At 71.7% G+C, this 20,052-nt stretch carries 16 protein-coding genes and 1 tRNA gene; 8 read left to right on the forward strand and 9 right to left on the reverse strand.

Going from position 1 to position 20,052, the window contains the following annotated elements:
* Position 1: 1 nt before the first annotated feature.
* From cydB to M8H82_RS14220, 3 genes are all read left to right on the forward strand, one after another.
* A complete protein-coding gene (gene cydB / locus M8H82_RS14210; protein ID WP_250073724.1) occupies positions 2 to 1,009 on the forward strand; it encodes a cytochrome d ubiquinol oxidase subunit II in 1,008 nt (335 codons plus the stop codon).
* A 12-nt stretch (positions 1,010 to 1,021) separates the two neighbouring features.
* A complete protein-coding gene (gene cydD / locus M8H82_RS14215) occupies positions 1,022 to 4,531 on the forward strand; it encodes a thiol reductant ABC exporter subunit CydD (protein WP_250073726.1) in 3,510 nt (1,169 codons plus the stop codon).
* Positions 4,532 to 4,676: 145 nt separating this feature from the next.
* Positions 4,677 to 5,729, forward strand: coding sequence for a M23 family metallopeptidase (locus tag M8H82_RS14220; protein ID WP_250073728.1), 1,053 nt, complete (start codon positions 4,677 to 4,679; stop codon positions 5,727 to 5,729).
* Between the two features lies 1 nt (position 5,730).
* On the opposite strand, the gene M8H82_RS14225 is transcribed toward M8H82_RS14220, so the two are convergent.
* From M8H82_RS14225 to M8H82_RS14245, 5 genes are all read right to left on the reverse strand, one after another.
* Positions 5,731 to 6,621 (reverse strand): Cof-type HAD-IIB family hydrolase, encoded by an 891-nt coding sequence (locus M8H82_RS14225; RefSeq protein WP_250073730.1) that lies wholly within the window; start codon positions 6,619 to 6,621, stop codon positions 5,731 to 5,733.
* A gap of 118 nt (positions 6,622 to 6,739) precedes the next feature.
* A complete protein-coding gene (locus M8H82_RS14230) occupies positions 6,740 to 7,642 on the reverse strand; it encodes an LLM class flavin-dependent oxidoreductase (RefSeq protein ID WP_250073732.1) in 903 nt (300 codons plus the stop codon).
* A 40-nt stretch (positions 7,643 to 7,682) separates the two neighbouring features.
* Entirely contained in the window at positions 7,683 to 8,258 is a 576-nt protein-coding gene (locus tag M8H82_RS14235; RefSeq protein ID WP_250073734.1) for an RNA 2'-phosphotransferase, read from the reverse strand.
* A gap of 176 nt (positions 8,259 to 8,434) precedes the next feature.
* Positions 8,435 to 10,192: an SDR family oxidoreductase gene (locus M8H82_RS14240; protein WP_250073736.1), complete on the reverse strand. Its 1,758-nt coding sequence runs from the start codon at positions 10,190 to 10,192 to the stop codon at positions 8,435 to 8,437.
* On the reverse strand, positions 10,189 to 11,031 hold the full coding sequence (locus M8H82_RS14245) for a M24 family metallopeptidase (RefSeq protein ID WP_250073738.1): 843 nt from the start codon (positions 11,029 to 11,031) through the stop codon (positions 10,189 to 10,191). The genes M8H82_RS14240 and M8H82_RS14245 overlap by 4 nt, the downstream gene beginning before the upstream one ends.
* Before the next feature lie 201 nt (positions 11,032 to 11,232).
* Here M8H82_RS14245 and M8H82_RS14250 point away from each other — a divergent pair, with 201 nt between their 5' ends.
* The 5 genes from M8H82_RS14250 to M8H82_RS14270 all read left to right on the forward strand — a co-directional run bounded on the left by M8H82_RS14250 (position 11,233) and on the right by M8H82_RS14270 (position 15,072).
* A complete protein-coding gene (locus tag M8H82_RS14250) occupies positions 11,233 to 12,195 on the forward strand; it encodes an ABC transporter ATP-binding protein (protein WP_250073887.1) in 963 nt (320 codons plus the stop codon).
* On the forward strand, positions 12,185 to 13,084 hold the full coding sequence (locus M8H82_RS14255) for an ABC transporter permease (protein ID WP_250073740.1): 900 nt from the start codon (positions 12,185 to 12,187) through the stop codon (positions 13,082 to 13,084). The genes M8H82_RS14250 and M8H82_RS14255 overlap by 11 nt, the downstream gene beginning before the upstream one ends.
* On the forward strand, positions 13,081 to 13,992 hold the full coding sequence (locus tag M8H82_RS14260; protein WP_250073742.1) for an ABC transporter ATP-binding protein: 912 nt from the start codon (positions 13,081 to 13,083) through the stop codon (positions 13,990 to 13,992). Before M8H82_RS14255 ends, M8H82_RS14260 begins: the two co-directional genes overlap by 4 nt.
* Positions 13,993 to 14,002: 10 nt before the next feature.
* Entirely contained in the window at positions 14,003 to 14,722 is a 720-nt protein-coding gene (locus M8H82_RS14265) for an ABC transporter permease subunit (protein WP_250073743.1), read from the forward strand.
* A 262-nt stretch (positions 14,723 to 14,984) separates the two neighbouring features.
* Positions 14,985 to 15,072 (forward strand) — tRNA-Ser (locus tag M8H82_RS14270).
* A gap of 35 nt (positions 15,073 to 15,107) precedes the next feature.
* Here M8H82_RS14270 and M8H82_RS14275 read toward each other — a convergent pair.
* From M8H82_RS14275 to efeB, 4 genes are all read right to left on the reverse strand, one after another.
* Positions 15,108 to 15,905 (reverse strand): HAD family hydrolase, encoded by a 798-nt coding sequence (locus tag M8H82_RS14275; RefSeq protein ID WP_250073745.1) that lies wholly within the window; start codon positions 15,903 to 15,905, stop codon positions 15,108 to 15,110.
* A complete protein-coding gene (gene serS / locus M8H82_RS14280; RefSeq protein WP_250073747.1) occupies positions 15,902 to 17,179 on the reverse strand; it encodes a serine--tRNA ligase in 1,278 nt (425 codons plus the stop codon). The genes M8H82_RS14275 and serS overlap by 4 nt, the downstream gene beginning before the upstream one ends.
* Before the next feature lie 577 nt (positions 17,180 to 17,756).
* Entirely contained in the window at positions 17,757 to 18,689 is a 933-nt protein-coding gene (pheA, locus tag M8H82_RS14285; protein ID WP_250073749.1) for a prephenate dehydratase, read from the reverse strand.
* 69 nt (positions 18,690 to 18,758) lie between these two features.
* Entirely contained in the window at positions 18,759 to 20,051 is a 1,293-nt protein-coding gene (gene efeB / locus M8H82_RS14290) for an iron uptake transporter deferrochelatase/peroxidase subunit (protein ID WP_250073751.1), read from the reverse strand.
* Between the last annotated feature and the right edge of the window lies 1 nt (position 20,052).

Consider the following 20,052-nt stretch of genomic DNA (forward strand, 5'->3'; position numbering starts at 1 on the left):
CATGGAACTGCACGACGTCTGGTTCGTCCTGATCGCCGTCCTGTGGACCGGCTACTTCTTCCTGGAAGGGTTCGACTTCGGGGTCGGCATCCTCACCAGGCTGCTGGCCCGTGACCGGCCCGAGAAGCGGGTGCTGATCAACACCATCGGCCCCGTCTGGGACGGCAACGAGGTGTGGCTGCTCACGGCCGGCGGCGCGACCTTCGCGGCCTTCCCCGAGTGGTACGCCACCCTGTTCTCCGGCTTCTACCTGCCCCTGCTGCTCATCCTGGTCTGCCTGATCGTCCGGGGCGTCGCCTTCGAGTACCGCGTCAAGCGGCCCGAGGAGCAGTGGCAGCGCAACTGGGAGACCGCGATCTTCTGGACCTCGCTGCTCCCGGCGTTCCTGTGGGGCGTGGCCTTCGGCAACATCGTGCGGGGCGTGAAGATCGACCGGGACTTCGAGTACGTCGGCACCCTCGGGGACCTGTTCAACGCGTACTCCCTCCTCGGCGGTCTGGTGACGCTGACGCTGTTCACCTTCCACGGCGCGGTGTTCGTGGCGCTGAAGACGCTCGGGGACATCCGGGAGCGGGCGCGGAAGCTGGCCCTTCGGGTCGGTCTCACCACGGCCGTCCTCGCGTCGCTCTTCCTGCTGTGGACGCAGATCGAGAGCGGCGACAGCAAGAGCCTGGTCGCGGCGGCCGTGGCGGTGGCCGCGCTGGTGGTGGCGCTGGTGGCCAATCAGGCCGGGCGTGAGGGGTGGGCGTTCGCGCTGTCCGGGGTCACCATCGTGGCCGCCGTGGCGATGCTCTTCCTGTCGCTCTTCCCGAACGTCATGCCGTCCTCGCTGAACGAGGAGTGGAGCCTGACGGTCACCAACGCCTCGTCCAGCCCGTACACCCTGAAGATCATGACCTGGTGCGCGGCGATCGCCACGCCGGTCGTGCTGCTCTACCAGAGCTGGACCTACTGGGTGTTCCGCAAGCGGATCGGTACGCAGCACATCGCCGCCGACGTCACTCACTGAGGTGTGTTTCACGTGAAACCAATCGATCCGCGTCTGCTGCGATACGCCCGGGCCACCCGGCTGTTCCTGGTGGCCGTGGTCGGCCTGGGCGTGGTCGGGGCGCTGCTGGTCATCGCGCAGGCCATGCTCATCGCCGAGGTGGTGGTGGGCGCCTTCCAGCACGGGCTGCCGGTGAGCGGACTCACCACTCCCCTGCTGCTGCTCGTGACCGTCGCCCTCGGCCGCGCTCTCGTGGCCTGGCTCACCGAGCTCGCTGCGCACCGGGCGAGCGCCGCGGTGAAGTCGGAGCTGCGCGGGCGGCTGCTGGAGCGTGCCGCCGCGCTCGGCCCGGGGTGGCTCGGCGGACAGCGGACCGGATCGCTGGTCGCCCTCGCGACCCGGGGCGTCGACGCGCTCGATGACTACTTCTCGCGCTATCTGCCGCAGCTGGGGCTCGCGGTGGTGGTGCCGGTGGCGGTGCTCGCGCGGATCGTCACCGAGGACTGGGTCTCGGCGGCCATCATCGTCGGCACCCTTCCGCTGATCCCGGTCTTCATGATGCTGATCGGCTGGGCCACCCAGTCCCGGATGGACCGCCAGTGGCGGCTGCTGTCCCGGCTGTCCGGGCACTTCCTGGACGTCGTGGCGGGGCTGCCGACGCTGAAGGTGTTCGGCCGGGCCAAGGCGCAGGCCGAGTCGATCCGGCGGATCACCGGCGAGTACCGGCAGGCGACCATGCGGACGCTGCGGATCGCCTTCCTGTCCTCCTTCGCGCTGGAACTGCTGGCGACGATCTCCGTGGCGCTGGTCGCCGTGACGATCGGCATGCGGCTCGTCCACGGGGAGATGGACCTCTACGTCGGTCTGGTCATCCTCGTGCTCGCGCCCGAGGCGTATCTGCCGCTGCGCCAGGTGGGCGCGCAGTACCACGCGGCGGCGGAGGGTCTTGCGGCGGCGGAGGAGATCTTCGCCGTGCTGGAGACGCCGGTGCCGGAGTCGGGGAGCGGGGCGGTGCCCTCGGGCGCGCTGGCCTTCGAGGGCGTGACCGTCCGCTACCCCGGCCGGTTCGGGGACGCCCTGTCGGACGTGTCCTTCGTCGTCCAGCCCGGGGAGACCGTGGCCCTCGTGGGGCCGAGCGGCGCGGGCAAGTCGACGCTGCTGAACGTGCTGCTCGGATTCGTGCGCCCCGCCGAGGGTCGGGTCCGGATCGGCGGCGCCGACCTCACGGGACTGGACCTGGAGCGGTGGCGGTCGATGATCGCGTGGGTGCCGCAGCGGCCGCACCTGTTCGCGGGGACCATCGCCGAGAACGTCCGCCTGGCCCGCCCCAACGCCGACGACACCGCCGTGGCGCGGGCGCTGGAGGAGGCGGGGGCGCGGGAGTTCGTGGCCGCGCTGCCCCAGGGCGCCGACACCGTGCTCGGCGAGGACGGCGCCGGGCTGTCCGCCGGGCAGCGGCAGCGGCTGGCGCTGGCCCGGGCGTTCCTCGCGGACCGGCCGGTGCTGCTGCTCGACGAGCCGACGGCCGCGCTGGACGGCGCGACGGAGGCGGAGATCGTGACGGCGGTGCGCCGGCTGGCCGTGGGCCGCACGGTCCTGCTGGTCGTGCACCGTCCCGCACTGCTGGGCATCGCGGACCGGGTGATCCGATTGGCGGAGCCGGCGGCAGCCGCGTCCGCGGCCGGTCCCGGGGCCCCCGCGCAGCGAACCGCGGCCGTCTCCCCGCCCCCGGTCACCCACGTCACCGAGGAAGCGGCAGCCGAGGCCCACGGCACGCAGTCCCCGACAGCCGCCGGCGGCGTACTCGCTCGCGTCCGGGCGATGTCCGGAGCCCGGCGAGGGCGGCTCGCTCTCGCGCTGCTGCTCGCGAGTCTCGCGCTCGGCAGTGCCGTCGGGCTGATGGCCACCTCCGGCTGGCTGATCTCCCGGGCCTCGCAGCAGCCGCCCGTGCTCCACCTGATGGTGGCCGTCACGGCGACCCGCGCCTTCGGTATCGGACGCGCCGTCTTCCGGTACGCCGAGCGGCTGGTGTCCCACGACGCGGTCCTGCGGATGCTCGCCGACACCCGGGTCGCCGTCTACCGGCGCCTGGAGCGGCTCGCGCCCGCCGGGCTGCGCACGGCACGGCGCGGCGACCTGCTGTCACGGCTGGTCGCCGACGTGGACGCGCTCCAGGACTACTGGCTGCGCTGGCTGCTGCCCGCCGGTGCGGCGACCGTCGTGTCCGTGCTGTCCGTCGGCTTCACGGCCTGGCTGCTCCCGGAGGCCGGCGCGGTACTCGCCGTCGGCCTGCTGGCGGCCGGCGCCGGCGTCCCGCTGCTCACCGGTGCCGTCGCCCGGCGCGCCGAGCACCGGCTGGCCCCCGCCCGCGGTGTGCTGGCGACCCGGGTGACCGATCTGCTCACCGGAACCGCCGAGCTGACCGTCGCCGGCGCCCTGCCCGCCCGTACCGCCGAGGCACGCCGGGCCGACGGGACGCTCACCCGGATCGCCTCGCGCGCCGCCACCGCCACCGCGCTCGGTGACGGGCTCACCGCGCTGCTCTGCGGCCTGACGGTCGCCGCCGCCGCCCTCGTGGGCGCCCAGGGTGTCGCCGACGGGCGGCTGAGCGGGGTCGCGATGGCCGTCGTGGTGCTCACCCCGCTGGCCGCCTTCGAGGCGGTCCTCGGACTGCCGCTCGCCGTGCAGTACCGGCAGCGGGTGCGCAGGAGCGCCGAGCGGGTCCTCGAGGTGCTGGACGCCCCCGAGCCCGTACGGGAGCCGAAGCGGCCCCGGCAGGCGCCCGCCTCGCCGTTCCCGGTCGTGCTCACGGACCTGGCCGCCCGGCACGCCGGGCAGGACCGGGACGCGCTCGCGGGCCTGGACCTGACCCTGGAGGAGGGCCGCCGGATCGCCGTGGTCGGGCCGTCCGGTTCCGGCAAGACGACGCTGGCCCAGGTGCTGCTGCGCTTCCTGGACGCACGGGCGGGCGGGTACACGCTCGGCGGCGTCGACGCCCACCGCCTCGACGGCGACGACGTACGGCGGCTGGTGGGGCTGTGCGCCCAGGACGCGCACCTCTTCGACAGCTCCGTGCGCGAGAACCTGCTCCTCGCCAGGAAGGACGCCGACGAGGAGGCGCTGCGCGACGCCCTGCGGCGGGCCCGGCTGCTGGAGTGGGCCGACGCACTGCCCGACGGGCTCGACACGCTGGTCGGCGAGCACGGGGCCCGGCTCTCCGGCGGGCAGCGGCAGCGGTTGGCGCTGGCCCGCGCCCTGCTCGCCGACTTCCCCGTGCTGGTGCTCGACGAGCCCGCCGAACATCTCGACCTGCCCACCGCCGACGCGCTCACCGCCGATCTGCTGGCAGCCACCGAGGGCCGTACGACCCTGCTGATCACCCACCGGCTGGCCGGGCTCGAAGCGGTGGACGAGGTCGTCGTGCTCGATCAGGGACGGGTGGTCCAGCGCGGCCCCTACGCGCGGCTCGCGGCGGTCGAGGGGCCGTTGCGGGCCATGGTGGAACGGGAGGAGGAGGCGGACCTGTTGGTGTCGGTGGGGTAGCGGCCGGCGCCGCTTCCCGGGGCCCGCTCGACGGCACCGCCGCAGTGCCATCAGACCGCCCCGCTGGTCCGTCCGGACCAACCGTTCCCCCAGCCGTACGAGTTGAACAGGACCGCGCGACCCCGGCCGGGCCACGATCGCTGACATGCGCTCATCTCGCCGTCATCCCTTGCTCGTTCCGGTGCTGCTGTGCGCGGTGGCCGTGCTCGCGGCCCGTCCCAGCGACGCCGCCGACCCGGGCGGCGACTCCGACTCGGGGCTCAGCGCCCAGGTGGCGCGGCTGTACGAGGACGCCGCCCTTGCGACCCAGCAGTACGAGGCGGGGCGCCGGGAGGCGGAGGAGCAGCGGGCGCGGGCGCGGGAGCTGGAGGTGCTGCTCGACCGGCAGCGGCAGGAGATCGGCGGCCTGCACGAGGACCTCGGCCGGATCGCGCGCGCCCAGTACCGCGACGGCGGCGGCATGCCCGCCACCGCGCAGATCATCCTCGCCGACAGCCCCGACGAGCTGATGCGCGGTCAGCATGCCTTCTCGCGGTCGAAGCTGGCCGTCGACAACGCCATCGACAAGAGCCGCAGGGCCGAGGCGCGGCTCGCCGCGGACGAGGAGAAGGCCCGGACGGCCTGGGAGGAGCTGGAGGAGCGCAACGCCGAACTCGCCGCGATGAAGACGGACATCGAGCGGAAACTCGAAGAGGCCCGTCGCCGGTTGCAGGACCGCGCCGACACCTCGGTGGCGGCCGGGGCGTGCCGGGGCGCGGTACGGCTCGACCAGCCGGAGACCCACTTCACCCAGCCCTGGGTCGCGCCCCTGGAGACGTACGCGCTGTCCGCGTCCTACGGCAGCGGCGGGAAGCGCTGGGCCCGGCGGCACACCGGTCAGGACTTCGCGGTCCCGATCGGCACTCCGGTGCGGGCGGTCGGCGCGGGGCGGGTGGTGCGGGTCTCGTGCGGGGGGCCGTTCGGCGTCGAGGTCGTGCTGGAGCATGCCGGGGGCTACTACACGCAGTACGCCCATCTCGCGGCCGTGGCCGTCGACCAGGGGGAGCGGGTGGGCGTCGGTCAGTGGATCGGGCAGTCCGGCACCAGCGGCAACTCCACGGGGCCGCATCTGCACTTCGAGGTGCGGGTCACCCCGGAATCGGGATCGGCGGTCGACCCGGCCGCCTGGCTGGCGGCTCGGGACGTGCGCATCGGGTAGGTCACAGGCCGTGCTCGGCCAGCAGCCGTTCGATCACGACCGCGACCCCGTCCTCGTTGTTGGCGACGGTCCGGCCGGAGGCGGCGGCGACCACGTCCGGGTGGGCGTTGCCCATCGCGAACGAGCGGCCGGCCCAGGTGAGCATCTCGACGTCGTTCGGCATGTCGCCGAAGGCGACGACCTCCTCGTGCGAGATCCCGCGCTCGGCGCAGCACAGGGCGAGGGTGCTGGCCTTGGAGACGTCGGGGCCGCTGATCTCCAGCAGGGCGCTCGGGCTGGAGCGGGTGACATTGGCTCGGTCGCCGATGGCCAGGCGGGCCATGGTGAGGAAGGCGTCCGGGTCGATGTCGGCGTGGTAGGCGAGGATCTTGAGCACCGGCTCGTCGGCGCTCGGGGCGTCCTCGGCGAGCAGCCGCTCGGCGGGCGCCAGGCTGTCCGGGATCTCCATGTGCAGCTTGGGATACTCCGGCTCCTGGTGGAAGCCGTACGTCTGCTCGACCGCGTAGACGGTGCCGGGCGCCGCGTCCCGCAGGTGCCGTACGGCGTCCAGGGCGTTCTCCCGGGCCAGCTCGCGCACCTTCACGAACCGGTGGGCGCCGGGGCCGCCGTGCAGGTCGACCACCGCGGCGCCGTTGCCGCAGATCGCCAGGCCGTGGCCGTGGACGTGGTCGCTGACGACGTCCATCCAGCGGGCCGGCCGGCCGGTCACGAAGAAGACCTCGATGCCCGCCTCCTCGGCGGCGGCGAGGGCCGCGACCGTACGCGGGGAGACCGACTTGTCGTCCCGCAGCAGCGTGCCGTCGAGATCGGTGGCGATCAGCCGGGGCGGGAGGGTGGCGGCCGGGGTCTCGTGCTGTCGAGTCGCTGAGGTCACCGGGCCATTGTCCCGCATATGCCTGCACGCCCGTGCGGGAGTGTGCGCATCTGAGTGGGAACGGTGCGATGGGCTCCGCCACCGAGCCGGGCATCCCCCCTTGGCGGCCCCGTTAAGGGGGCACCCGCCGTGGTCCTCAGCCCAGCTGGGCCGTTGCCTCCATCGCGATCTGCTCGAAGACCTTCTCGTCCGCGGCGAAGTCCGAGTCCGGGACCGGCCAGTGGATCACGATCTCCGTGAAGCCCAGCGCGCGGTGGCGGCCCGCGAAGTCGACGAACGCGTCGAGGGAGTCGAGTGGACGCGCCCGGTCCGGGGTGAACCCGGTGAGCAGGGTCCTGTCCAGGGAGGCCGCGTCCCGGCCGATCGCCGCGCAGGCGTCCGCGAGCCGGTCCAGCTGCCCGCGCAGGGCCTGGACCGACTGCTGGGGCGTGCCGTTCTCGTACAGCTTCGGGTCGCCCGTGGTGACCCAGGCCTGCCCGTGGCGGGCGGCGAGCCGCAGTCCGCGCGGGCCGGTCGCGGCGACCGCGAAGGGCAGGCGGGGGCGCTGGACGCAGCCGGGGATGTTCCGGGCCTCGTGCGCGGAGTAGAAGTCGCCCTCGTAGGACACGGCGTCCTCGGTCAGCAGCTTGTCCAGGAGCGGTACGAACTCGGCGAGCCGATCGGCCCGCTCGCGCGGGGTCCACGGCTCCTGGCCGAGGGCGGTGGCGTCGAAGCCCGTGCCACCGGCGCCGATGCCGAGCGTGACGCGGCCGCCGGAGATGTCGTCGAGCGAGATCAGCTCCTTGGCGAGGGTCACCGGATGCCGGAAGTTCGGGGAGGTGACCAGGGTGCCGAGGCGGAGCCGGTCCGTGACGGCCGCGGCGGCGGTCAGCGTCGGTACGGCACCGAACCACGGGCCGTCCCGGAAGCTGCGCCAGGACAGGTGGTCGTAGGTGTAGGCGGTGTGGAAGCCGAGCTGTTCCGCCCGCTGCCAAGCCTGACGGCTCCCCTCGTGCCACCGGCGGTACGGGAGGATCACGGTGCTCAGACGCAGACTCATGAATCGAGCGTATGCGCCCGCACCGTTTCACGTGAAACGGTCACCGTGCGCCGTGGCGCGACTCCGGAAAGCGCAGGTACCAGGGCGGGACCTCCCTGGTCAGCCAGACGCCGTTCGCGCTGACGTGGAAGACATGGCCGTCGCGGTGCATGGCGCCCGCGTCGACGGACAGGACGACCGGACGGCCCCGGCGGGCGCCCACCCGGGTCGCCGTCTCACGGTCGGCCGAGAGATGGACGTCATGGCGGTTCATGGGGCGCAGCCCTTCCGCGCGGATCGCCTCCAGGGAGCCCGCCACGGTGCCGTGGTACAGGTACGGCGGCGGGGTCGCCGGGGGCAGGCCCAGCTCGACCTCGATGCTGTGGCCCTGGCTGGCCCGGATGCGGGTGCCGTCGACGGCGAACCGGCGTTTGTCGTTCGTGGCGACCACGTGGTCCAGCTCTTCCCGGGTGAACCGGAAGCCGTGTGCCGCCGCCGCGGCGATGAGGGTGTCGATCTCCACCCAGCCGCCCTCGTCGAGGGCGAGGCCGATGCGCTCGGGCTGATGGCGGAGGTGCTTGGAGAGGTACTTGGACACCCTCACCGTGCGGCGGTCGTCGATGGGTCTGTCTTCCATCTCCTCAGGGTGGCGGGAGAGACCTGGATCACGCGAATGATTTTGCCGACGATGTTTGATCCACAGGCAAGTGTGGTTATCCACAGGGGAATTGACGGTTCTGTGGACAACAAGCCGTCAGATCAAGGGATTTCGTCAAGTTCGCCCGAACAAGGGCAGCTTGCCCAACTCCCTTTTCACACAGGAGGCTTGATCCGTGCGATCCGCCGCAGTACCCCCGGCGCGAAACGCGACAGCAGATGCGCCCCGCGTGCCTCCGGAGTCACCGCTACGAGCGGCGAGTTGGTGACGACACCGCGCAGAATCGCCTCGGCGACCTTCTCCGGTGGGTAGTTGCGCATGCCGTACAGGCGGGCCGCCCGCTTCTGGCGGTGGGACTCCTCCTCCGCGTCAACTCCCGCGAACCGTGCGGTCGCTGTGATGTTGGTGTTCACGAAGCCGGGGCAGATCGCCGTCACTCCGATTCCCTGGTCGGCCAGTTCGGCGCGCAGGCATTCGCTCAGCATCAGGACCGCCGCCTTGGTGGTGCTGTAGGCGGGCAGGGCCCGGGACGGCTGAAACGCCGCCGCCGAGGCGGTGTTGACGATGTGGCCGCCCTGACCGCGGTCCGCCATCTGCTTGCCGAACAGACGGCAGCCGTGGATCACGCCCCACAGATTGACGTCCAGCACCTTGCGCCAGTCGTCCGGCGTCGTGTCCAGGAAGGATCCGGACAGACCGATTCCGGCGTTGTTCACCAGGATGTCCACCACGCCGTACTCCGTGGCGACCTTCTCCGCCAGTTTCTCCATGGCCTGTTCGTCCGATACGTCCACCGTCTCCGCCCAGGCGTCCGGGGCGCCGATCAGGCGGGACATCTCCGCCGTACGGGCCGCCGCGTCGCCGTCCCGGTCCACGGCGACCACGCGCGCGCCCGCCTCGGCGAAGGCGTACGCCGTCGCCCGGCCGATGCCGCTGCCCGCACCCGTGATCAGGACCAACTGGCCCCCGAAACGGTCGGCATGGCGTCCGGTCGCCGCCCTGGGCTCCGGTCGGCCGCCCTCCACGGAACGCGCGAACTCGGTGATCCAGGCCGCCAGTTGGTCGGGGCGCGTACGCGGGACCCAGTGCTTCGCCGGAAGCGACCGGCGCGTCAACTGCGGAGCCCACAGGTCCAGTTCGTCGTAGAGCCGCTCCGACAGGAACGTGTCCTCCAGCGGCGTGATCAGCTGCACCGGCACATGCGCGTAGGCGTCCGTGCGCGGGCGGCGCAGCCGCGGCCGTACGTTGTCGCGGTACAGCCACGCCCCGTGTGCCGCGTCCGAAGGGAGCGACGACGTCGGGTAGTTGCCGGCCGGTACCTTCTCCAGTCGCTGCAGGATCCGTGGCCAGGTCTTGCCGAGCGGTCCGCGCCAGGCCAGTTCCGGCAGGACCGGGGTGTGCAGCAGGTAGACGTACCAGGACTTGGCGCCCTGGCCGAGGAGTTGGCCGACCCGGCGGGGGGTCGGGCGCCGCATCCGCTTCTTCAGCCAGTGGCCGAAGTGGTCGAGGGACGGGCCGGACATCGAGGTGAAGGAGGCGATCCTGCCCTCCGTGCGCCGGACCGTCACGAACTCCCAGGACTGCACCGAGCCCCAGTCGTGGCCCACCAGATGCACCGGACGGTCCGGGCTCACCGCGTCCACGACCGCCAGGAAGTCGTCCGTCAGCTTCTCCAGCGTGAACCCGCCCCGCAGCGGCTGCGGTGCCGTGGACCGCCCGTGGCCCCGGACGTCGTACAGCACCACATGGAAGTCGTCGGCCAGCCGCGCGGCCACCTCCGACCAGACCTCCTTGCTGTCCGGATAGCCGTGCAGCAGCAGCACGGTCGGCCGGCCGGGGTCGCCCAGCTCCGCCACGCACAGCTCGACCCCGCCGGTGCGCACCCAGCGCTCACGCGCGCCCTGAAGACTCACTTCTCCTCCGCCCAGCGCCGCACATGCGGCAGATCGTCGTCCAGCCAGAAGGCACTCTCCTCGGCGTCCCGGGAGTCCGTGACGACCAGGATCTCCTCGAACTTCGCGCCCGTGCCCCGGAAGCCGAGGTGGGGCTCGACCGCCCACAGGCCCGGCCGCGGCGGATGGTCCGAGAAGCGGTACGGCGACCACAGCGGGGACCAGCCCTCGCGGTGACCGTGCACCGCGTCGGCGGCCAGGCCCTTGAGGGACTGGGTGCCGAACCCGAAGAGCCGCGGCGACCAGCGCCGCTCGCGCACCCGGTCCACCTTGTGCGCGATCACGCCGAAGGGGTAGGCGCGGTGCCGGTTGGCATAGCCCTGGTGGACCATGAGCCGGTCCACGTCCTCGTAGATCTCCCGCAGCGACCGGCGCTCGCGCACCTCGCGCAGGATCAGCTCGCGGTGCGCCCGCAGGTCGTCCATCAGCTTGTCCTGGACGCGGTTCACCCCGAGCGAGCCCGAGTAGCCGATGTCGGCGGTGAAACCCTCGTACACCGGCGCCATGTCCAGGATGAACGGCATCCCCGGCTCCAGCCTGCGGCCGGTCGGGAAGAACTGCAGCGGGACGCGGAAGCCCGCGAATGCCGTCCGGTCCCCGAACCAGGCGAAGGGGAGGTGGAACCAGTCCCGCACTCCCCGCGCGCAGAGCCACTCGCGCTGCATCCGCGCCGCGTCACGCTTGGTCACCCCGGGCTGCAACTGCGCCGCCACCGCCTCGGCGCATTCGTAGGCGAGGCGCTGCACTCTGCGGAAACCTTGCAGCTCCGCCGAGCGTTCACTGGTCACTGCCGTCGCCATGGCATTCCGTCCCACCGGTTGCGGTACGCGCTCGTAACTTGTCACCGGAAATCTGGCACTTGTTAGACCCACCGTCAATAGGTGGGTCTCTCGACCCTCAGGGTGACCCTTAAGGACCCGTACGACTCCAGAGGGACCCCAAGACGGCTCTACGGTCTGACGACCGGCGTGCTCCGGGTCACTAACGTCATTGTCGTGACTGTGATCGCGACCGAAAGCCTGAGCAAGCGGTTCCCCCGGGTGACCGCGCTTGACCGGCTCTCCGTGGACGTCGGGCCCGGTGTGACCGGACTCGTCGGAGCCAATGGAGCCGGCAAGTCCACACTGATCAAGATCCTTCTGGGTCTGTCCCCCGCCACGGAGGGCCGCGCCGAGGTGCTGGGCCTCGACGTCGCCACCAAGGGCGCCGCCATCCGTGAGCGGGTCGGATACATGCCCGAGCACGACTGCCTGCCGCCCGACGTCTCGGCCACCGAGTTCGTCGTCCACATGGCGCGCATGTCGGGGCTGCCGCCGACCGCCGCGCGCGAGCGCACCGCGGACACGCTGCGCCATGTCGGCCTGTACGAGGAGCGCTACCGCCCCATCGGCGGCTACTCCACCGGCATGAAGCAGCGCGTGAAGCTGGCGCAGGCCCTGGTCCACGACCCGGACCTGGTCTTCCTCGACGAGCCGACCAACGGCCTCGACCCGGTGGGCCGCGACGAGATGCTCGGCCTGATCCGCCGTATCCACACCGACTTCGGCATCTCGGTGCTGGTCACCTCCCATCTGCTGGGCGAACTGGAGCGGACCTGCGACCACGTCGTCGTCGTGGACGGCGGCAAGCTGCTGCGCTCCAGCTCCACCACCGACTTCACGCAGACCACGACCACCCTCGCGATCGAGGTCACCGACACCGACGAGCACCCCGACGGCACCCGCGCGGTGCGCGAGGCGCTCCAGGCGCGCGGAGTGGCCACCCACGACGGCAGCGGCCTGCCGGGCGCCGGGCACGTCCTGCTGCTGACCGCGCAGGGCGACGAGACGTACGACCTGATCCGGGACGTGATCGCGGACCTCGGTCTGGGACTGGTGCGCATGGAGCAGCGCCGGCACCACATCGCGGAGGTCTTCACCGACAGCGACGAGCAGCGGAAGGAGGCGGCCGTCCATGGCTCTTGACCAGCCCGTTGCGGGTGACCAGACCCGCATCCACGACATCGGCTACCGCAACTACGACGGCCCCCGCCTCGGCCGCGCCTACGCCACCCGCTCCCTCTACTCGCAGTCCCTGCGCGGCGCCTACGGCCTCGGCCGCTCGGTGAAGTCCAAGGTGCTGCCGATGCTGCTGTTCGTGGTGATGTGCGTGCCCGCGGCCATCATGGTCGCCGTCGCCGTCGCGACGAAGGCCAACGACCTGCCGGTCGACTACACCCGCTACGCGATCGTCATGCAGGCGGTCATCAGCCTCTACGTCGCCTCCCAGGCACCCCAGTCCGTCTCCCGCGACCTGCGCTTCAAGACCGTGCCGCTGTACTTCTCGCGGCCGATCGAGACCGCGGACTACGTGCGCGCGAAGTACGCGGCGCTGGCCTCGGCGATGTTCGTCCTCACCGCCGCGCCGCTGCTCGTCCTCTACGTGGGCGCGCTGCTGGCCAAGCTCGACTTCACCGACCAGACCAAGGGATTCGCACAGGGACTCGTCTCGGTGGCACTGCTCTCACTGCTCTTCGCCGGACTCGGCCTCGTCATCGCCTCGGTCACCCCGCGCCGCGGCTTCGGCATCGCCGCCGTGATCGCCGTACTGACCATCTCCTACGGCGCCGTCTCCACCCTGCAGGCCATCGCCGAGGAGCAGAACAGCGGCGACTCCATCGCCTGGATCGGCCTCTTCTCGCCGACCACGCTCATCGACGGTGTGCAGTCCGCCTTCCTCGGCGCGGCCTCGGCGTTCCCCGGAGGCGTCGGCCCGACGAACGGCGAGGGCGTGGTCTACGTCCTCGTCACCCTCGGCCTGATCGCCGCCTGCTACGGCCTCCTGCTGCGCCGCTACCGAAAGGTCGGACTGTGACCACGCTCTCCATCGACCACGTCTCCCGCTGGTTCGGCAACGTGGTCGCCGTCAACGACGTCACCATGACCATCGGCCCCGGCGTCACCGGCCTGCTCGGCCCCAACGGCGCCGGAAAGTCCACCCTCATCAACATGATGGGCGGCTTCCTGGCCCCCTCCACCGGCACGGTCACCCTCGACGGCCGGCAGGTCTGGCGCAACGAGGGGATCTACAAGCACATCGGCATCGTCCCCGAGCGCGAGGCGATGTACGACTTCCTCACCGGCCGCGAATTCGTCGTCGCCAACGCCGAGTTGCACGGCCTGGGCGCCAAGGCGGCTCAGCGCGCCCTGGCCACGGTCGAGATGGAGTACGCCCAGGACCGCAAGATCCAGACGTACTCCAAGGGCATGCGCCAGCGCGTGAAGATGGCGAGCGCGCTGGTCCACGACCCGTCGCTGCTGCTGCTGGACGAGCCCTTCAACGGCATGGACCCGCGTCAGCGCATGCAGTTGATGGACCTGCTGCGGAAGATGGGCGACGAGGGCCGCACGGTGCTGTTCTCGTCCCACATCCTCGAAGAGGTCGAGCAGCTCGCCTGGCACATCGAGGTCGTCGTCGCGGGCCGGCACGCGGCCAGCGGTGACTTCCGCAAGATCCGCCGCCTGATGACCGACCGGCCGCACCGCTACCTGGTGCGCTCCAGCGACGACCGCGCCCTCGCGGCCGCGCTGATCGCCGACCCGTCGACGTCCGGCATCGAAGTGGACCTCGCGGAGGGCGCGTTGCGGATCCAGGCCGTCGACTTCGGCCGCTTCACGGCCCTGCTGCCGAGGGTCGCCCGCGACCACGGCATCCGGCTGCACACGGTCTCGCCGTCCGACGAGTCCCTCGAGTCCGTCTTCTCGTACCTCGTCGCGGCGTAGGAGGCCCACCATGTACGACCCCACAGTCGCCCGGCTCACCTACCGGGCCCTGCTCGGCCGGCGCCGGGCCCTCATCCTCGGCGCCCTGCCGCTGCTGCTGATCGTCATCTCGGTGATCGTCCGCGCGCTCACCGGTGCCGACGACCAGACCGCCTCCGACCTGCTCGGCGGGCTCGCGCTCGCCACCATGGTGCCGATCATCGGCGTCATCGCGGGCACCGGAGCGATCGGTCCGGAGATCGACGACGGCTCGGTGGTGTACCTGCTCTCCAAGCCGATCAAGCGCCCGACGATCATCTTCACCAAGCTGATCGTGGCCGTCGCCGTGACCATGGTGTTCTCCGCGGTCCCGACCCTGATCGCCGGCTTCATCCTCAACGGCAACGGCCAGCAGATCGCCGTCGCCTACACGGTGGCCGCCCTGGTCGCCTCCATCGCGTACGCCGCGGTCTTCCTGCTGCTCGGCACGGTGTCCCGGCACGCGGTGGTCTTCGGACTGGTCTACGCCCTGGTCTGGGAGGCGCTGTTCGGCTCCCTGGTGTCGGGCGCGCGCACCCTGAGCGTCCAGCAGTGGTCGCTCGCGGTGGCCCACGAGGTGACCGGCGGGGACCTCGTCACCTCGGACGTGGGCATCACGACGGCGACGGTGCTGCTGGTCGCGGTGACCGTCCTCGCCACCTGGTACGCCGGCCAGAAGCTGCGGTCGCTGACGCTGGCGGGCGAGGAGTAGACGGGCCGCGCTTTATTCGGTGGCGGCCGATCGGGGCGGCGGGCAGGATGGTCGATGTCCGGAACGCCGCATCGGTCGGCGCCACCAGCTGGGGAGGAGCTTGACGATGTCGATGCACGACAGTCCGTCGAGTTCCCCGCAGGGCAGCCCGCGGCGGGCTCCGGAGTAGTTACCCCTCCGTCGAGCCCGCATCGCATCGGGGAGCTGCCCGGGCGGCCGCTTCGAGCACGCGAGCACTCCGCTCGCGTGAGGCCGCCCTCCCGGAGGATTGGCCGAGTGGCAAGGCACCGGCTTGCTAAGCCGTGGTCGGGGGAAACCCCGCGCACGTTCGATCCGTGCATCCTCCTCCACAGACCGACTGGCGCGACGCCGGCCGAGCACGACGTCAGCCGAGCAGGCGCTCCAAGACCACTGCGATCCCGTCCTCGTCGTTCGACGCCGTGACCTCGTCGGCCACCGCCTTCAGCTCCGCGTGGGCGTTGGCCATGGCCACGCCGTGGGCCGCCCAGCCGAACATCGGGACGTCGTTCGGCATGTCGCCGAAGGCGATGGTGTCGGCGGCCTTCAGGCCCAGCCGGCGCGCCGCCAGCGACAGTCCCGTCGCCTTGGACAGCCCCAGCGGCAGCAGTTCCACGATGCCCGCGCCCGCCATCGCCACCGTGACGAAGCCACCCGCGGAGCGCCGCGCGGCGTCCGCCAGTTCGTCGTCCGACAGCTCCGGATGCTGTATGTAGATCTTGTTCAGCGGGGCGGACCACAGATCCGACGCGTCGGTGAACGGCGTCGAGGGCAGCGAGCCGGTGACCGCGTACCCCGGCCCGACCAGCACCTCCCCGTCGAGACCGTCCCGGCTCGCGGCCAGGAACAGCGGGCCGACCTCCGCCTCGATCTTCGCCAGCGCCACCCCGGCCAGCTGCCGGTCGAGGGTCACCGACGTCAGCAGCCGGTGCTCACCGGCGTGGTAGACCTGCGCGCCCTGCCCGCACACCGCGAGGCCCTGGTAGCCCAGGTCGTCGAGGATGTGCCGGGTCCAGGGCACCGCCCGTCCGGTGACGACGATGTGCGCGGCGCCCGCCGCGGTGGCCGCGGCGAGCGCGTCACGGGTGCGCCGCGAGACCGAGTCGTCGGTGCGCAGCAGCGTGCCGTCGAGGTCGGTCGCGACCAGCCTGTACGGGAAGCTCACTTGGCGACCGGTTCCAGCAGCTCTCGGCCGCCCAGGTACGGGCGCAGCACCTCGGGCACCCGCACCGAACCGTCGGCGAGCTGGTGGTTCTCCAGGATCGCCACGATCGTCCGCGGCACCGCGCACAGCGTGCCGTTGAGCGTCGCCAGCGGCTGCACCTTCTTGCCGTCGCGCATCCGCACCGACAGCCGGCGGGCCTGGAAGCCGTCACAGTTGGAGGCGGAGGTCAGCTCGCGGTACTTGCCCTGGGTCGGGATCCAGGCCTCGCAGTCGTACTTGCGGGACGCCGACGAGCCCAGGTCGCCCGAGGCGACGTCGATGACCTGGAAGGGCAGCTCCAGGGCGGTGAGCCACTGCTTCTCCCAGTCCAGGAGCCGCTTGTGCTCGTTCTCCGCGTCCTCGGGGGCGACGTAGGAGAACATCTCGACCTTGTCGAACTGGTGCACGCGGAAGATGCCGCGGGTGTCCTTGCCGTAGGTGCCGGCCTCGCGGCGGAAGCACGGCGAGAAGCCCGCGTATCGCAGCGGCAGCTGGTCGGCGTCGATGATCTCGTCCATGTGGTACGCGGCGAGCGGGACCTCGGAGGTGCCGACCAGGTAGTAGTCGTCCTTCTCCAGGTGGTACACGTTCTCCGCGGCCTGGCCGAGGAAGCCGGTGCCCTCCATGGCGCGCGGGCGGACCAGCGCGGGGGTGAGCATCGGGATGAAGCCGGCCTCGGTGGCCTGGGCGATGGCGGCGTTGACCAGCGCCAGCTCCAGCAGGGCGCCGACGCCGGTGAGGTAGTAGAAGCGCGAGCCGGAGACCTTGGCGCCGCGCTCGACGTCGATGGCGCCCAGCGCCTCGCCGAGCTCCAGGTGGTCCTTGGGCTCGAAGCCCTCGGCGCCGAAGTCGCGGATCGTGCCGTGCGTCTCCAGGACGACGAAGTCCTCCTCGCCGCCGACCGGGACGTCGGGGTGGACGAGGTTGCCGAGCCGGAGCGCGAGGCGCTTGGTCTCGTCGTCGGCCTCGTTCTGCGCGGCCTCCGCGGCCTTGACGTCCGCCTTGAGCTGCTCCGCCTTCTGCAGGAGCTCGGCGCGCTCCTCGGGAGTGGCCTTGGGGATCAGCTTGCCGAGCGACTTCTGCTCGGAGCGCAGCTCGTCGAAGGCGACGCCGGACGACCTGCGCCGCTCGTCGGCAGACAGGAGAGCGTCGACGAGCGCGACGTCCTCTCCACGGGCGCGCTGGGACGCGCGCACACGGTCGGGGTCCTCACGGAGCAGGCGAAGGTCAATCACGTGGTCAAGGCTACCGGGGCCGAGTCCCCCCTCACGACTCGCTTTTCCGTGGCGCCCCGAACTGTGGCTTACATTGCGTTATGGGTGAATTGCGCCTCGTGTCAATAAACGGCGCCCCGCTCCCCGGGAGGGGGCACGTGACGGGCGCGCGGTTGACCGGATTTCCTTGTGGTGAACGGGACTTGGGTCCACGTCGTCCACAGGTGTCCACACCCTCCGAAAAGTTATCCACAGGCTGTGTGGAAGATCTGTGGATTGCGGAACTGATCACTCCGAATAGCTCGGTCACCCCGGGTGATTCCCGGGGCAAACCTCCTTTACGCCCACGTTCGAGTGGGAATGCGTCGCTCCCAGGGATGACTCGTGGGAAACGAGTGGACGAAGGGTGAACCGCGCGCCGGTGGACGGAACGAGGTGCTGCAGGCCGATTTGTCGACCGAGTCGCGCCGCCGTGTCGACTTGTCCCCAGGTCGAGAGGCCGACCTGTGGATAACTTCTGTGGATAACGACAATCAGCAGGTACGACCGGCCGGAACCAGGCGTCGGAGCGGCGGCGCCGAGACACGGCAGCGGCTGCTCAGAACCGCCCGTCCTGGCACCGCGCCACCCACTCCGACGCCGACACGAACTCCTCGTCCGAGGTCCCCTGCCGCGGCGCGCTCACGTCCGCCACGTCCACACCCGCGCGCGGGTACGACCCGAGGTACCGCACCTCCAGGCAGATCCGCTTCAGCCCCATCAGGGCCTCCGCCACCCGCCGGTCGGAGATGTGGCCCTCGGCGTCGATGCAGAAGCAGTAGTTGCCGATGCCGGCGCCGGTGGGCCGGGACTGGAGCAGCATCAGGTTGATGCCCCGGGTCGCGAACTCGCCCAGCAGGTCGCGCAGTCCGCCGGGGTGGTCGTCTCGCTGCCACAGCACGACGGAGGTCTTGTCCGCGCCGGTCGGGGCCGCGGGCCGGGCCGGGCGGCCCACCAGCACGAACCGGGTCTGGGCGTTCTCCGCGTCGTGGATCCCGCTCTCCAGGGCCTCCAGGCCGTACAGGGCGGCGGCGAACTCGCCCGCGAAGGCCGCGTCGTACTGACCCTCCTGGACCAGCCGGGCGGCGTCCGCGTTGGAGGCGGCCGACTCCCAGTGCGCGTCCGGGAGGTTCTTGCGCAGCCAGTTGCGCACCTGCGGCTGGGCGGCCGGGTGGGCGGAGACCGTCTTGATGTCGGACAGCTTCGTGCCGGGCCGGACCAGCAGCGCGAAGGTGATCGACAGCAGCACCTCGCGGTAGATCATCAGCGGAGCGCCCGCGACCAGTTCGTCGAGCGTGGTGGTGATCCCGCCCTCGACGGAGTTCTCGATCGGCACGAAGGCGGCCTCGGCCTCACCGGCACGCACCGCGTCGAGCGCGGACTGCACGGACACGTACGGGACGAGCTCCCGGGTGGCCGTCTCGGGAAGCGTGCGCAGGGCGGCTTCGGTGAAGGTGCCCTCGGGACCCAGATACGCATAGCTCGCTGGCATGACCTCACCCTAATGGCCCCGGCGGAACCCCGGAGTACACGTCTCACGACCGGGTGAAACCGCCGGAGATCACCCCTCCAGCAGCGCCTGACCGACGTACTCTCCCTCGGCCGCCCCGCCCGGCACCGCGTACAGACCGCTCGCCTCGTGGCGGATGAACGGCGACAGGGCGTCGCCCCGGTCGAGCTTGCGCTGCACGGTGACGAAGCCGCGCAACGGATCGGCCTGCCAGCAGACGAACAGCAGTCCCGCGTCCACGGTCCCGTCCGCGTCGATGCCGTCGTGGTAGGAGAACGGCCGCCGCAGCATCGCCGCCCCGCCGTTCTGGTCGGGCCGGCTGATCCGGGCGTGGGCGTTGACGGGGACGGCCAGGTTGCCCTGCGCGTCCGTCTTCTCCAGGTCCATCTCGGTGGTCTCGGCACTGCCCGGCGGCGCGGACAGTGGTGACCCGTCCGCCTTCCGGCGCCCGATGACGTCCTCCTGCTCCCGGCCGGAGAGCCGCTCCCAGTCGTCCAGGAGCATGCGGATCCGGCGTACGACGGCGTAGGAGCCGTTCGCCATCCAGGCGGGCTCGCCCGAGGCCGGCACGAAGATCCGCTGCTCGAAGTCGGCCTCCGCCGGCTTCGGGTTGCGGGTGCCGTCGACCTGGCCCATCAGGTTGCGGGCCGTCATGGGGTGGGCGGTGGCGCCCGGCGAGCGGTTGAAGCCGTTCATCTGCCAGCGCACCCGGGCCGCGCTCCCGGCGTCCTTCTGGATCGCGCGCAGGGCGTGGAAGGCGACCAGCGCGTCATGGGCGCCGATCTGCACCCACAGGTCGCCGTTGCTGCGGGCCCTGTCCAGCCGGTCGGAGGAGAAGTCGGGCAGCGGGTCCAGCGCGACCGGGCGCTGCTTCTCCAGGCCGGTACGGGCGAAGAAGCTGTGCCCGAAGCCGAAGGTGACCGTCAGCGCGCAGGGCCCGGCGTCCCGGGCCACACCGGTGTCGCCGGATCCCGCGGCCTCGCCCGCCATCAGCCGCCGTGCCGTCTCCGACCAGCGGCGCAGCAGCGCGGCGGCCTCCTTGCGGCCCGCGCCCGCCGCCAGGTCGAAGGCGAGCAGATGACCGCGGGCCTGGAGGCCCTGGAGGATGCCGGGTTGATGTTTCCCGTGAAACATCGCCTCGTCCGCGCCCAGCGAGGTGAGCGGAGTCGCCTCGGCGGGCGCGGCGGCGTAGCCCACGGCCCCGCCCGCTGCGCCGAGCACGAGCCCGGTGGCGCCGGCGGTGCCCAGCAGCTGCCGGCGCGAGAGCCCCGGGGAGGCCGGCGCGGAGGGCGCCGGGTCGTCGGCGCCGGGCGCGAGGGTCTCCGGGATGGACTGGTCAGCCATG

The sequence above is a fragment of the Streptomyces sp. YS415 genome (assembly GCF_023544665.1).
GTDB lineage: Bacteria > Actinomycetota > Actinomycetes > Streptomycetales > Streptomycetaceae > Streptomyces.

What these genes read in the sequence shown, in the direction of transcription:
- M8H82_RS14230 (WP_250073732.1), bottom strand. Translation starts at nt 7,642, where the DNA reads ATGAGTCTGCGTCTGAGCACCGTGATCCTCCCGTACCGCCGGTGGCAC.
- M8H82_RS14255 (WP_250073740.1), top strand. Translation starts at nt 12,185, where the DNA reads ATGGCTCTTGACCAGCCCGTTGCGGGTGACCAGACCCGCATCCACGAC.
- M8H82_RS14235 (WP_250073734.1), bottom strand. Translation starts at nt 8,258, where the DNA reads ATGGAAGACAGACCCATCGACGACCGCCGCACGGTGAGGGTGTCCAAG.
- cydB (WP_250073724.1), top strand. Translation starts at nt 2, where the DNA reads ATGGAACTGCACGACGTCTGGTTCGTCCTGATCGCCGTCCTGTGGACC.
- pheA (WP_250073749.1), bottom strand. Translation starts at nt 18,689, where the DNA reads ATGCCAGCGAGCTATGCGTATCTGGGTCCCGAGGGCACCTTCACCGAA.
- M8H82_RS14245 (WP_250073738.1), bottom strand. Translation starts at nt 11,031, where the DNA reads ATGGCGACGGCAGTGACCAGTGAACGCTCGGCGGAGCTGCAAGGTTTC.
- M8H82_RS14225 (WP_250073730.1), bottom strand. Translation starts at nt 6,621, where the DNA reads ATGCGGGACAATGGCCCGGTGACCTCAGCGACTCGACAGCACGAGACC.
- M8H82_RS14220 (WP_250073728.1), top strand. Translation starts at nt 4,677, where the DNA reads ATGCGCTCATCTCGCCGTCATCCCTTGCTCGTTCCGGTGCTGCTGTGC.
- M8H82_RS14265 (WP_250073743.1), top strand. Translation starts at nt 14,003, where the DNA reads ATGTACGACCCCACAGTCGCCCGGCTCACCTACCGGGCCCTGCTCGGC.
- efeB (WP_250073751.1), bottom strand. Translation starts at nt 20,051, where the DNA reads ATGGCTGACCAGTCCATCCCGGAGACCCTCGCGCCCGGCGCCGACGAC.